Source organism: Pseudoalteromonas sp. NC201 (assembly GCF_002850255.1).
Taxonomy (GTDB): domain Bacteria; phylum Pseudomonadota; class Gammaproteobacteria; order Enterobacterales; family Alteromonadaceae; genus Pseudoalteromonas.
Map to the genome: position 1 here is coordinate 1,458,408 of NZ_CP022522.1, position 13,627 is coordinate 1,472,034.

Consider the following 13,627-nt stretch of genomic DNA (forward strand, 5'->3'; position numbering starts at 1 on the left):
AGTTATTTTGAGTAAAGCATCATGAAAGTACAATCATCAGCGCTATTTCAAGAAATGCAGGCAATGGCTGCAGAAGCGACGAGAAACACACAGCCATCAGTGCAGCCGGTTAAGACGGCGGCATCTTCGTCGGCTCAGTTTGGCGATTTACTCTCAGACGCACTTAATACGGTTCATGGCTTACAACAAGAAGCGAAACAAAAAGTCACCGCTGTTGAAATGGGTGACAGAAGCGTTTCTCTAGCAGAAGCCATGATAGCGAAACAAAAATCGTCGGTCGCTTTTGAGGCAACAGTGCAAGTTCGTAATAAACTTGTTGAGGCCTATAAAGAAATCATGAGCATGCCAGTTTAATTGAGTGACTGTGGAGAGTAATCGTGGCTACTAATCAATCAACAGATCTTACGCTTTCCGATGCAGCGCTGAATAATGACAGCGGATCGGATGAGCAACAAGAGCAAAAATCAGGCTACTTCAGTGCGCTAAGCGGTGTTGATATGTTGCGCCAGGTTACTCTGGTTATTGCCCTTGCTATTTGTTTAGCAATCGCAATCTTTATTATCATTTGGGCGCGCCAACCAGATATGCGCCCACTTGGTAAATACCCAACAGAAGAACTCGTCGAAACGTTAGACTTTTTAGACCAACAGAAAATTGAATACCAATTAGATGGTAATATCATTTTAGTCGCTGAGTCGGACTATCAAGACATAAAACTACGCATGGCGCGTGACGGTTTTACCCAGTCTCCGAGTTCTGGCACTGATATTCTGATGCAAGATATGGGTTTTGGTGTTAGCCAACGTCTTGAAAGAGAGCGCTTAAAACATAGCCGTGAGCAACAACTTGCGAGAACAATTGAAGAGTTACAAGACGTAAATCGTGCAAAAGTGTTACTTGCAATTCCAAAAGAAAACGTCTTTGCACGTCGCGAGAAAAAGCCCTCTGCAACCGTAGTTATTACCCTTAAACGTGGCAAAACGCTTGGCGGCGAAGAAGTTGATTCAATCGTAGACATTGTGGCATCAGCGGTACAAGGCCTAGAGCCTTCACGCGTGACTGTCACCGATCAAAACGGTCGTCTACTCAACTCTGGTTCTCAAGACTCTTTAGCTGCGCGCTCGAGAAAAGAGTATGAAATCGAACGTAAGCGTGAACAAGAATATCTAGAAAAAATTGATAGCATCCTGATCCCAACTGTAGGTCTTGGTAACTTTACCGCGCAGGTCGACTTAACGATGGACTTCAGCGCAGTTGAAGAAACGCAAAAACGTTATAACCCAGATTTACCTGCGGTTCGCAGCGAAACAACGTATGAAGAAAATAATATTGGTGGTTTAGCTGTCGGTATTCCGGGTGCGCTGACTAATCAGCCTCCAGTGAACTCAAATATCCCAGAGGTTGCTGGGCAAGGCGGCAATGGTCAAAGTGCAACACCAAGCAGTAATCAAAAAGAAGCAACCCGTAACTATGAATTAGACACCACTATTAGCCATAAACGTCAGCAAACAGGTGTTATTCGCCGGATCAGTGTGAGTGTGGCCGTTGACTACCTCGCAAAACCTGATGCTGAAGGTAACATGGCAATGGCGCCGCGTACGCAAGAAGAGCTAAATAACATCCGTCGTTTGCTACAAGGTGGTGTGGGCTTTGATATGCAGCGAGGTGATGCACTAGAGGTAGTGACTGTGCCATTCGTGCGTGAAGACCTCACTGAAATGCAAGAGATACCACTTTGGGAGCAAGATTGGTTCCAAAAGACAATCCGTCTTGCAGCAGGTACCTTAGTGATCATTGTGCTAATCTTAGCGGTAGTAAGACCTATGCTTAAGCGTCTAATTTACCCAGATGATACGCTTGAAGATTTTGATGAAGATGCGTTGACCAGTGGTGTAGATTTAGGTGACAGTACACTCGATATGCTAAATAACGAATTCGATGAGTCTGCGGTTGGCTTCTCTTCTGACGGTAGATTACAATTGCCAGACTTACATGGCGACGAGGACTTACTCAAAGCAGTACGTGCCTTAGTTGCTAACGAACCAGAACTCTCATCACAAGTTGTGAAAGCGTGGTTGACAGAAGATGACTGATCAAGAACAAAAACAATTGCCCGCAGCCTTTGACGTTGACAAGCTAGATGGCGTCGACAAGGCTGCCATCTTACTGCTTAGTTTGACTGAAGAAGATGCGGCTCAGATTTTGAAACACTTAGAGCCGAAGCAAGTGCAAAAGGTCGGTATGGCGATGGCCTCCATGGATGACCTATCTCAGGCTAAAATTGCAGCTGTGCACAATTTGTTTATCGAACAAATTCAAAGTTTTAGTACAATTGGTTTCCAATCGGAAGATTTTATTAAGAAGGCGCTAACCGCAGCACTTGGTGAAGACAAAGCGGCAAGCCTTATTGACCAAATCGTTATGGGCTCTGGTGCAAAAGGGTTGGATTCGTTGAAGTGGATGGACTCGAAGCAAGTTGCCAATATTATCCGCAACGAGCACCCGCAGATCCAAACGATTGTATTGTCTTATCTCGAGCCTGAGCAATCCGCCGAAATTTTGTCTCAGTTTCCTGAGAAAGTACGCTTAGATTTAACTATGCGTATTGCAAACTTAGAAGAAGTACAACCGGCGGCACTACAAGAACTCAACGAGATCATGGAGAAACAGTTCGCAGGTCAAGCTGGTGCACAAGCGGCGAAGATGGGTGGCTTAAAAGCCGCTGCGGATATCATGAACTACCTAGACACCAATGTCGAAGGCCAGTTGATGGATTCAATCCGAGAACATGACGAAGAAATGTCGCAACAAATTCAAGACCTCATGTTCGTGTTTGAAAACTTGATGGATGTAGAAGACAGAGGGATCCAAGCCATACTGCGTGAAGTGCAGCAAGACGTACTGATGAAAGCAATTAAAGGCGCGGACGAATCTTTAAAAGAAAAGATTATGAAGAATATGTCCAAACGTGCTGCTGAGATGATGCAAGATGACCTTGAGGCTATGCCTCCAGTGCGGATCAGTGAAGTCGAAGCTGCACAAAAAGAGATTCTGGCAACGGCTAGACGTTTGGCTGACTCAGGTGAAATTATGCTTGGTGGCGGCGGTGGTGAGGAGTTCCTATAAACCATGGTCGATAAAAAGTTGTATAAAGGCCGCCCAGTCAGCACCGAAGCACTGGATGAGTTATTAGAAAACTGGCCCATTCCAGATGTTACGGATAAGCCCGAAAAATACCGAGGTCGTTCTACGGCCTTCGGTACGCCGTTGGAAGAGTTGTATACTAAGAGAGAGGTGAGCGCAGAACCTGAGCCGCAAGAGCCTGAATTCCCTACTTTGACCATTGAAGAATTAGAGCAGATCCGTCAGGATGCCTACGACGAAGGAATAAAGCAAGGCCACGAACAAGGCTATATTGAAGGCTTTGACAAAGGAGTTTCTGAAGGTAAAGAAGCCGGTTATAAAGAAGGCGTAGAAATAGGTAAAGAAAAGGGGCTTGAGGAAGCACAACCTCTCATTGAAGAAAGGATGAAAGCGCTATCCACTATTTTAGATGGCATGCAAACGCCACTGAAAAAGGTTGATGATGAGTGTGAAAAGCAGCTGGTTGTACTCGTCAATTTATTGGCAGAGCAGGTTATTTTTAAAGAGCTCAAGACCACGCCTGAGCTCATTTTAAACGCGTTGAAAAAAGCGATGGACGCGCTGCCTGTCAAAGATCAATCAGTACGCATCCATTTGCACCCCGAAGATTTAGCTTTAGTGCAAGCCATGTACGGCGAGGAACATATACAATCACAGCATTGGCAGTTACTTCCAGAGCCGACGTTGGACAGAGGTGGCTGCGAGGTGAAAACACCACAGTCATCCATTGATATGACGCTTAAAAACCGTATTAGCGAAGTGTTGGAATCATTTTTGCAGGATAGCGGTATAAACCAATAATACTGCACTGTTATCAAGATAAGCGAAGCAATCAAATCAAGATAACGATGCCTTCCTAAGGTAATTGCGAACATGTCGACATCTGCTGCTATGAGCGAGCGCATCAGTAAGTATCAGAAATTTATCAAACCATATGGGGTTGCGGTTGCTGGCAGCCTCACCCGTGTGGTTGGCCTCACCCTTGAAGCTAGGGGGCTAAGTGCTCCCGTCGGCAGTCAATGTAAAATCGAGACGCTGGGCGGTTTTATTGATGCAGAAGTTATCGGTTTCAATCAAGAAACGCTTTATCTTATGCCAAACGACCATATTACAGGCGTCCTTCCTGGAGCGCGAGTGATCCCAAAAGTTAAGGATGCTGGATTACCTGTCGGAATGGGTCTACTTGGCCGCGTGGTTGACGGACTTGGTAGGCCACTAGATGGCCTTGGTGCCATTGACGCTGAGAAACACCTGAAATTTGCCGCAGCGCAAATCAACCCACTTGCAAGGCGTCCAATCGACTCACCAATGGATGTAGGCGTGCGTGCGATAAATTCGATCGTGACAGTGGGTCAAGGCCAACGTATGGGGCTGTTTGCAGGGAGTGGTGTGGGTAAATCGGTACTGCTTGGCATGATGACACGAGGCAGTGAAGCGGATGTTATTGTCGTTGGCTTGGTCGGTGAGCGCGGTCGTGAGGTGAAAGAATTTATCGATGAGATTTTGGGAGTCGAGGGTAGACGCCGCTCCGTAGTGGTTGCCGCTCCCGCCGATGCCTCACCGCTGATGCGCTTAAAAGGCTGTGAGAGTGCTGTGACTATTGCGGAGTATTTTCGCGATCAAGGGTTAAATGTACTGTTGTTACTGGATTCGGTGACGCGCTATGCCATGGCACAACGTGAGATAGCGCTTGCTGTAGGCGAGCCGCCAGCCACAAAAGGGTATCCGCCTTCCGTGTTTGCAAAGCTCCCAGCGTTGGTTGAGCGCGCAGGTAATGGTGGTGAGGGACAAGGCTCAATTACCGCATTTTTTACGGTATTGAGTGAAGGTGATGATATGCAAGACCCTATTGCCGATGCCGCGCGAGCTATTTTGGATGGTCATATTGTGTTATCACGAGAGCTTGCCGATAGTGGTCATTACCCAGCGATAGATATTGAAAAGTCCATTAGTCGAGTCATGCCGCAAGTGGTATCAGAGGCACACATGCAGCAAGCCAGAGTGCTCAAGCAAGTCTATTCAATGTACCAGCAAAATAAAGACATGATCACCTTAGGTGCTTATCAACGCGGCAGTGACCAGATGCTAGATCAGGCGATAAACATGATGCCTGCTGTGAATAACTTCCTTCAGCAAGGCATGAAAGACGTGATCAATTATGACGAGTGTTTACAAGGCCTCGCTAAGCTACTAGGACAAGCATAATGGCAAATAACAAACTGACTTTATTGCTTAAGCTAGAAAAAGACAAAGAAGATAGCCTTCGAGCGAATTTTGTTCAAGCGCAGCAGCACTTAGCAACAAACCAACAACGGTTATCGGGACTAAACGATTTCCGTCTGGAATACAGCATGCAGCTTCATAGTAAAGCACAAGTTGGTCTGTCTAGTGGCGGTTTCAATCAATACCATAACTTTATTAATAAGATTGAGCAGGCTATTGATCAGCAAGCAAAAACGGTCAACACAGCCAAGCAGGTGGTTGAACAACGCCGCAAGCTATGGCTAGCACAGCAGGCTAAAACGAAGGCAATTGAAAAGCTTATCGAGAAGCAAGCCCTCGCGAAGCAAACTCGTCTTGCCAAAGCAGAGCAAAAGATGCTTGATGAGTTTGCAACGAATCAGTTTGTACGAAGAGAGCGTGCTTGGTAAGTTGGCTCGAAATATGCTTCGTAATAATTAGCGTTTTATTATTTAGGTAGTTCACTCGTAAAAGTCACTAATATTCATAGTGTTGGTTTTTAACGGTGTATTACAACGGCAGGACATTGCCACTTTATGAGGTAGCTTTAAGATGAATCTAATGCTTGCATCCATGCTGCAACGAGGCAGTAACGAGGTTGATATTAAAGAAAAATCCCAAGATATGGATGCTGAGGGTTCTGAGGGGGGCTCTGGGTTTAGTGCTTTAATGGCTGAGTTAGCGGAACAAGAGAGTGCAAGCAAGCAGGTAATAGAATCTGCAGATCCAGTAACCTCAGATCTGGATACGCCAATAGATAGCGAAGTCGCATCAGATGATGCTCCGCAGTCTGATAGTAAAGCACAAGCCTCTTCTTCTAAGCTGCAAGGGGAAGTACCAACTTCTACTGTTAGCTACACAGACAAAGGTCAGGTAGTTGCGGACAAACCGCTTCCTGATCCCCCGGATAATGACTTATATGCTCAGATCAACGCTGCAAAACAGCAGAGTACTTCATTGAGCCAAACCCCAACAGCAATTGCGCAATCAGTCAAAGAAGCATTGGGCAATGCTTCTGCGGCTGATGAAGAGGTTGTATCTAGCGATAGCGCACTATCTCAGGAGCAGCTACAAGACGAAGCCAGTCCACTCATTCGAGGGGGGAAAGGCCAAACTGAAAACGCCGGCACTAAGACAACCTCGTTATTACAGCAGGCAACTTCTTTGGACAGCCAAGACTCAGAAGGTGAGGTTGCTAAACCTTCGTTATTGAATGACAGTTCAGAAGCTAAAGAACAAACATTACAGCCTAAGTTGCAAAAGGATACTAGCACTCAAGCCTTGGTTACCAATACAAACATAGAAAAACGGGATCCAAGCGCTAATAAGCCAGTCGAGTCTCAAGTTGAAAGTGAGTCTGAAACCGCGCAACAGAAAGAACTCTTAGCCGCTAAGAAATCAGAGCTTGCTCAATCTGTTTCCTCATCTGAAGCTAAGCAATCAGAAACAAAGCAAATCATTTCTGAGGCGAGTACACAAACCGCGAAAGACAAAAACGCAGTAAGTACAAAAAACACTACAGATGTGCAAACCATGGTAGAAAAGTTGACCGTACAGCAACAACAAGAATTAAAAGCCGTGATGGCTGGTAAGCTGGATATTTATGATGCGTCACCAAGTGTACAAAAAGCCGTAGCTCAATTAATTGGTAAAGGTGTTGATATCGAAAATGTACAGCAATTTAAAGCATTTGTGCCATCCTCTGTCGTAACACAAACTTCAACAAACACCCCGCAAGAAGCTGCTACGGATGTTAAAGATACTACCCAAGCGTCTTTTAATGTAAATAGCGCGCAAGAAAAGCCTAACAATAGTGAGCAGCAGGCCGTGGTAGTTAAAGAGGGTGAACGTGCTGAAAAAAATATAGCTGTGAATAAATTGACTAGCGATGAAAAGTTAGCAGTAGAGAAGCAAAGTTCAGAAAAACAGAACTTAGAAAAGCAAATAAGTGAAAAGGTAGTTGATAAAGAAAATAGTAAGCTGATGCAAGCGGAAGCAAGCATCGCGAAAGAGGCGGTTAAAAATGAGCGTCAATCGGCTAATACTGCAGCAGCGATACCAAATCAAGTTAAGCCTGAAGCAAGTCCTGTAAGTATATCGCAAGACACTAGCTCACTAAACCAAACACTGAAAGAAGTTCAGCAAATTCAACAGTCTCAGCCAACAAACCAAAGCACAACACAGACAAAGCAAGCGACAGATGCTAATCTTCAACAGGCGATTAACATAGCACGTCAAGATGCCGCTAAAGAGCTGCATCAACGGGTAGGGTTGATGCTTAACCTTAACAATAAGGAAGCTGAGATTCGCTTAGACCCGCCAGAGCTTGGGGCGATGCAAATTCGAATAAAAAGCGATGCAGAGCAGGCTCAAGTGAATATTGTGGTGCAAAATCAGCAAGCTAAAGAATTGCTAGAGCAATCACTGCCAAGACTAAGAGAAATGTTAGCTGAGCAGGGTATTGAACTGGGTGACAGCCAAATATCACATCAGCAAGGTGGAAATACTGAATCAGAGTCGCAAACTGCTGGTGGCAATACGAGTGGACAGCAAACTCTAGGTGATGAATCGGGGGTTTCTGACAATCCACAACCATCACAAAAGAGAAATACTGATTCTGCAATAGATTACTATGCCTAACACCTGCTATTATTGTAATTAATAAAGATCATAAGGGCTTGCTATGGCTGAAGAAACCGACTTAGAAATAGAAGAAACGGGTGGTTCCAAGAAAAAGCTGATTATCATTATTGTCGCTGCGGTATTGGTGCTCGGCGGTGTCGCAGGATTTTTCTTATTTTCAGGCTCAGATGCGCCAGAAGAATCCTTAGCAGAAGAAACGACAGCAAGCGAAGTTAAAGCGGAGCAAGGTAGCGCTGCGCAAATGGGGAGTGCACTGTACGTTGCCATGCCCCGTCCCTTTGTTTTCAATGTACCTGGTGCAAGTCGCGATAGAATTGTGCAAATTAAAGTTCAGCTGCTGGTTCGCGGTGATGTTAATGAAGAAGTAGCAAAGAAGCATATTCCCTTGATTGAAGGTACTTTACTTAGCGTGTTTTCAACGACTACCGCTGATGAGTTAAGCACAAGTGCAGGTAAAGAAACTTTGCGCTTAACGGCGCTAGATAAAGTCCAAGCTGCGATGGAAGGGGTTGAAGGTAGCAAAGTAATCGAGCGTGTGTTGTTTACTGGCTTTGTAATGCAATAAGGTAGTATTTGTGAGCGATTTATTATCCCAAGACGAAATTGATGCGCTACTCCATGGTGTAGATGAAGTCGAAGAAGACGAAATCGGTGATAGTGGTGACGGCGAAGGCGCTGGTGCCTTACAGTATGACTTTTCGTCTCAAGATAGGATTGTGCGTGGGCGGATGCCGACGCTTGAAATCGTTAATGAACGATTTGCCCGCCATATGCGGATAAGCCTTTTCAACATGATGCGCCGCACCGCTGAAGTGTCTATCAATGGTGTGCAAATGCTTAAGTTTGGCGAGTATATTCATACTCTATTCGTTCCTACCAGCTTGAATATGGTGCGCTTTAGGCCACTAAAAGGTACTGGCCTGATAACCATGGAAGCCCGGTTGGTTTTTATCCTTGTAGACAACTTTTTTGGTGGAGATGGTCGTTATCATGCCAAGATCGAGGGGCGTGAGTTTACACCAACAGAACGTCGTATCGTACAGATGCTACTTAAGATCATCTTTGAAGATTATAAAGAAGCCTGGGCACCGGTTATGGATGTGTCGTTTGAATATCTTGACTCCGAGGTTAACCCCGCGATGGCGAATATTGTATCGCCAACTGAAGTGGTAGTGATTAGCTCTTTTCATATTGAATTAGATGGTGGAGGGGGCGATTTCCATATTTCATTGCCTTACTCTATGTTGGAACCTATTCGAGAGTTACTCGATGCCGGTGTTCAATCAGATACTGAAGATACCGATCTGCGTTGGAGTAAAGCGCTTCGTGATGAGATTATGGATGTTGAAGTTGAGATTTCTTCCCAGTTACTGGAAGTTGACTTATCACTTGAGCAAATAATGAAACTTCAAGCTGGTGATGTTATTCCTGTGGAAATGCCAGAGCATGTCACCGTATTTGTAGAAGAGCTGCCAACCTTCAGAGCTAAAATGGGTCGTTCTCGTGACAATGTTGCTTTACAGATCAGTGAAAAAATTAAACGGCCAGAATCAGTGAAGTCTGAGCTTCATGTGTTTACCAAAGGTGGTAAAAAACTCGATTCAGATGCTGAGCTGGCAGAATTAGAAGAAGATCTGCATCTTTCCGAAGGTGTGGATTTAGATTGGTAGTCGTGAGGTTGTATAAGCAACGTCATGAGACTAATTATGGACAACAAATTAACTTAATCAGGTAGTAATCCAATGAGCGATGATCAAGATACTATGGACGAATGGGCGGCAGCACTAGCTGAAGCCGAAGGTGCCGAAGGTGGCAGTGAGCCAGAAGTTGCAGAGTTAGATGAACTCAAAGATTCAGCGCCTGCATTATCGTCAGATGAAAAACGTAAACTCGATACCATTTTAGACATTCCAGTTACCATTTCGATGGAAGTTGGCCGCTCTAAAATTAATATTCGTAACTTATTACAGCTAAATCAGGGCTCTGTTGTTGAGCTGGATCGAGTAGCTGGTGAACCACTAGATGTACTTGTTAACGGTACGTTGATTGCACACGGTGAAGTAGTTGTAGTAAACGACAAGTTTGGTATTCGCTTAACGGACGTTATTAGTCAGGTTGAGCGTATTAAAAAGCTACGTTAATGCGCTGGGGTTGGTGTGTAGCTTTGTGTGGCTCCGCTTCATACGCGAGTGCTGCCGTTGCAACGACTTCAGGAGTAGTACCTAAGTCTTCTGTAGGGGCAGGTACTGCGGGGTTAAGCTCGGAACTACTCTCCATGGGATTGTCCTTGGTGTTGGTGATCGTACTTATTCTGGGGTTAGCATTTGTGCTGAAGCGTTTAAATCCCAACATCGTAAACCAAAAGGACTTTAAGGTGATCCGCAGTATATCGCTCGGTACGAAAGAACGCTTGCTGGTTGTAGAGTTGGATGATAAACAGCATTTACTCGGAGTAACACCAAATAATATCAATTATTTATATCAGCTAGAAACACCACTGGATGATGTTAGCCGAACGCCATTTGCAAATGAGCTACAAAAGTTTTTAACGGGAAAAGGGCAAGTAGCCAATAACCAAAATAAGAAAAGCCATGACTAGATTGCTGATACTCTGTTTATTACTGTTTTCTGGGGTAGCTTCTGCAGAAGGGATAGAAGCAATAAACGTTACAACAAACCCTGATGGCTCGCAAGAGTACTCAGTGACACTTCAAGTGCTCGCCATTATGACGGCGCTGAGTTTTATTCCAGCCGCTGTTATCATGATGACTTCGTTTACTCGAATAATTGTTGTACTTGCGATTTTGAGACAAGCGATTGGTCTACAGCAATCGCCATCGAATCAAATTTTACTCGGTTTATCGTTGTTTTTGACGCTATTTATAATGGCACCTATATTTTCGCAGATAAATGATGAAGCGGTGCAGCCATATATAAAAGAAGAAATCACATCAATCCAAGCACTTGAACGTGCCAAAGAACCCATGAAAGCTTTCATGTTGTCACAAACCCGAATTAAAGACCTGGAAACCTTTGCTAAAATAGCGGGCTATGACAAGCTTGATAGCCCTGAGGATACGCCGTTTATCGTTATTATTCCGGCCTTCGTTACATCTGAGCTGCAAACGGCTTTTATTATCGGCTTTATGTTCTTTATTCCATTTTTGATAGTCGACTTAGTTGTAGCCAGTGTCTTGATGGCCATGGGTATGATGATGTTATCGCCAATGATAGTTTCCTTGCCGTTTAAGATTATGCTTTTTGTGCTCGTCGACGGTTGGAGTTTGGTCATGGGGACACTGGCCAGAAGCTTCGGATTGGGGGTGTAATGTGGAACCAGAAGTCTTTGTCGATATCTTAAGTGATGCATTGTTTTTAGTCATCAAGCTGGTGGCGGCGATTGTAGTACCTGGGCTTCTAGTTGGTTTAGTTGTTGCTGTGTTTCAAGCTGCAACATCAATTAACGAGCAAACATTAAGCTTTTTACCGCGTTTAATTATCACGATTCTGGCCCTTATTTTTGGTGGCCATTGGTTAACTCAAGAACTGATGGACTATTTTAACCTCGTGGTTATGCGAATTCCTGAAATCGCAGGTTAGCCATGGAGTTCACCTTTGCGGTAATCATGCAGTGGCTAAGTGATTTTTTACTTCCACTGGTGCGGATAAGCTCAATGATAATGGTAATGGCGGGGCTTGGGGCACAAAGTGTGCCGGCTCGAATTAAGTTTGCGCTCGCTGTGGTTGTTACTTTCGCCGTGGTGCCCGTTTTGCCCAAATCAGAATTTACCGATTTGTTCTCCTTTTCGATGATTTTGGTTGTTATTCAAGAAATGATGACCGGAGTCGCAATTGGTTTTGGCTCTCTATTGCTTTTAAATACTTTTATCATTGCGGGTCAAATCCTTGCTATGCAAACAGGTCTTGGTTTCGCATCTGTTGTTGACCCTGCCAATGGATTAAGTGTCCCAGCAGTTGGTCAGTTCTATTTAATATTAGCGACATTACTGTTTTTTGTTTATAACGGTCACCTGATGATGATACAAATGGTAGTGTATAGCTTCGAAAGCTTTCCCATAGCAGGTAATTGGTGGGTGGTAGATAATTTTTGGAGAATCGTTAATTGGGGGGGCTGGATGTTTTCTACGGCACTGGCTCTTGCATTAGCTCCATTAACGGCAATGTTGGTTATCAATATCTCGTTTGGGATCATGACCAGAGCTGCACCTCAGATGAATATTTTCTCTGTAGGGTTTGCTTTTACGCTGGTTGCAGGTCTTACCATTATTTGGGCGACACTGGGTAACTTCTTAGCACAATTTGAGTTTCAATGGCTCAAAATGACGGAGCTGATGTGCGATCTAATTGGTTGTACGGTTTAGGAGTTTGAAATGGCAGAAGATTCAGGTCAAGAACGCACCGAAGAACCCACCTCCAAGAAGATAAGTGATGCGAGGAGTAAAGGCCAGGTAGCCCGTTCAAAGGAGTTGGGGACTACGTTTGTCTTGTTGTTTTCTGCTATCGCTTTACTGATGTATGGTCCTGGTATAGGGAAGGCGCTTTACAACGTGATGGGGCGAATGTTGTCGCTTAATCGCAATGAAACCTACGATACAACCAAAATGTTTGCTGTGTGGGGGGATATTGGCGCTGAGCTGTTATTCCCAATGGCTATGTTCGTTTTTATTATCGCAATTGCTGGAATAGTGGGGAATACGTTACTCGGTGGCTTTAACTTTTCTTGGCAAGCGGCCGCACCTAAAGCAAGTAAAATGTCACCTATGAAGGGACTGAAGCGAATGTTGGGCCCACAAGCGGCCATTGAGTTATTGAAGTCAGTTCTTAAGTTTGTATTGGTAGCAGGTTTTGCAATCTTGCTTATCAATATGTATTTTAATGAAATATTGCACTTGAGTATTGAACAAATCCCATCGAGTATAGAGCATGCGTTAGAAATCATTGCGTGGATGTTCTTAGCACTTAGTTGCACCATGATCATTATTTCAGCGATTGATGCCCCTTATCAAAGCTACAATCACCATAAACAGCTTAAAATGACGCTACAGGAAGTCAAGGATGAATATAAAAACTCAGAAGGTGATCCGCAAATAAAAGCGCGGATCCGCCGCACGCAAAGAGAAATGTCGCAACGACGTATGATGCAAGATGTACCCGATGCCGATGTTGTTGTGACTAACCCCACTCACTATTCGGTTGCGCTTAAATACGATACTGAACGAGCGGGGGCGCCTATTGTTATTGCAAAAGGGGTTGATGAGCTTGCGATGCAAATTAGAAAAATAGCCAAAGGAAATGAAGTACCGATTGTGGAGTCACCTGTATTGACTCGTTCACTTTATCATACAACCGAAGTCGGTGATCAAATCCCTGAACAATTGTTTACCGCGGTTGCACAGGTACTTGCCTATGTATTTCAGCTAAATCGTTTTCAAAAGGGCAAAGGGAAAAGACCCGTTGCACTTACTCGAGATTTACCAATCCCAGACGACTTGAAGCACTAAAATTGCTCTTATAAAAATAAGCTATTAATTGGAACGCATATTGCATTTGTTGCTATGTGTCAATTTTTTGCTTGTGT

15 protein-coding genes are annotated in these 13,627 nt (G+C 44.4%); all 15 read left to right on the plus strand.

The genetic code is table 11. The features are described from left to right. Positions 1-21: 21 nt before the first annotated feature. Positions 22-354, plus strand: a complete 333-nt coding sequence (gene fliE, locus PNC201_RS05935) for a flagellar hook-basal body complex protein FliE (RefSeq protein ID WP_010369155.1) — start codon at positions 22-24, stop codon at positions 352-354. A 20-nt stretch (positions 355-374) separates the two neighbouring features. Beyond that, on the plus strand, positions 375-2,093 hold the full coding sequence (fliF, locus tag PNC201_RS05940) for a flagellar basal-body MS-ring/collar protein FliF (RefSeq protein WP_086003757.1): 1,719 nt from the start codon (positions 375-377) through the stop codon (positions 2,091-2,093). Further along, entirely contained in the window at positions 2,086-3,126 is a 1,041-nt protein-coding gene (gene fliG / locus PNC201_RS05945) for a flagellar motor switch protein FliG (RefSeq protein WP_095728224.1), read from the plus strand. The genes fliF and fliG overlap by 8 nt, the downstream gene beginning before the upstream one ends. Before the next feature lie 3 nt (positions 3,127-3,129). Next, positions 3,130-3,945, plus strand: a complete 816-nt coding sequence (gene fliH / locus PNC201_RS05950) for a flagellar assembly protein FliH (protein WP_102056485.1) — start codon at positions 3,130-3,132, stop codon at positions 3,943-3,945. Between the two features lie 72 nt (positions 3,946-4,017). Beyond that, positions 4,018-5,349, plus strand: a complete 1,332-nt coding sequence (fliI, locus tag PNC201_RS05955; RefSeq protein WP_102056486.1) for a flagellar protein export ATPase FliI — start codon at positions 4,018-4,020, stop codon at positions 5,347-5,349. Next, positions 5,349-5,795 carry a flagellar export protein FliJ gene (gene fliJ, locus PNC201_RS05960; RefSeq protein ID WP_010606358.1) on the plus strand — a complete coding sequence of 149 codons (447 nt, stop codon included), beginning with the start codon at positions 5,349-5,351 and terminating at the stop codon, positions 5,793-5,795. Before fliI ends, fliJ begins: the two co-directional genes overlap by 1 nt. 142 nt (positions 5,796-5,937) lie before the next feature. Then, positions 5,938-8,025 (plus strand): flagellar hook-length control protein FliK, encoded by a 2,088-nt coding sequence (locus PNC201_RS05965; protein WP_102056487.1) that lies wholly within the window; start codon positions 5,938-5,940, stop codon positions 8,023-8,025. 43 nt (positions 8,026-8,068) lie between these two features. Beyond that, positions 8,069-8,593, plus strand: coding sequence for a flagellar basal body-associated protein FliL (gene fliL, locus PNC201_RS05970; protein WP_010606360.1), 525 nt, complete (start codon positions 8,069-8,071; stop codon positions 8,591-8,593). Positions 8,594-8,603: 10 nt separating this feature from the next. Next, positions 8,604-9,698: a flagellar motor switch protein FliM gene (fliM, locus tag PNC201_RS05975; RefSeq protein ID WP_010606361.1), complete on the plus strand. Its 1,095-nt coding sequence runs from the start codon at positions 8,604-8,606 to the stop codon at positions 9,696-9,698. Positions 9,699-9,770: 72 nt separating this feature from the next. Then, positions 9,771-10,169 carry a flagellar motor switch protein FliN gene (gene fliN / locus PNC201_RS05980; protein ID WP_010369124.1) on the plus strand — a complete coding sequence of 133 codons (399 nt, stop codon included), beginning with the start codon at positions 9,771-9,773 and terminating at the stop codon, positions 10,167-10,169. Further along, complete coding sequence (gene fliO, locus PNC201_RS05985; protein ID WP_102056488.1) at positions 10,169-10,627, plus strand: flagellar biosynthetic protein FliO; 459 nt, start codon at positions 10,169-10,171, stop codon at positions 10,625-10,627. The genes fliN and fliO overlap by 1 nt, the downstream gene beginning before the upstream one ends. Next, positions 10,620-11,357 carry a flagellar type III secretion system pore protein FliP gene (gene fliP, locus PNC201_RS05990; RefSeq protein WP_010606364.1) on the plus strand — a complete coding sequence of 246 codons (738 nt, stop codon included), beginning with the start codon at positions 10,620-10,622 and terminating at the stop codon, positions 11,355-11,357. The genes fliO and fliP overlap by 8 nt, the downstream gene beginning before the upstream one ends. 1 nt (position 11,358) lies before the next feature. Then, positions 11,359-11,628, plus strand: coding sequence for a flagellar biosynthesis protein FliQ (gene fliQ / locus PNC201_RS05995; protein WP_010369116.1), 270 nt, complete (start codon positions 11,359-11,361; stop codon positions 11,626-11,628). 2 nt (positions 11,629-11,630) lie between these two features. Further along, a complete protein-coding gene (gene fliR / locus PNC201_RS06000; protein ID WP_010606365.1) occupies positions 11,631-12,410 on the plus strand; it encodes a flagellar biosynthetic protein FliR in 780 nt (259 codons plus the stop codon). Between the two features lie 9 nt (positions 12,411-12,419). Further along, a complete protein-coding gene (gene flhB / locus PNC201_RS06005; protein WP_010606366.1) occupies positions 12,420-13,550 on the plus strand; it encodes a flagellar biosynthesis protein FlhB in 1,131 nt (376 codons plus the stop codon). Positions 13,551-13,627 lie beyond the last annotated feature (77 nt).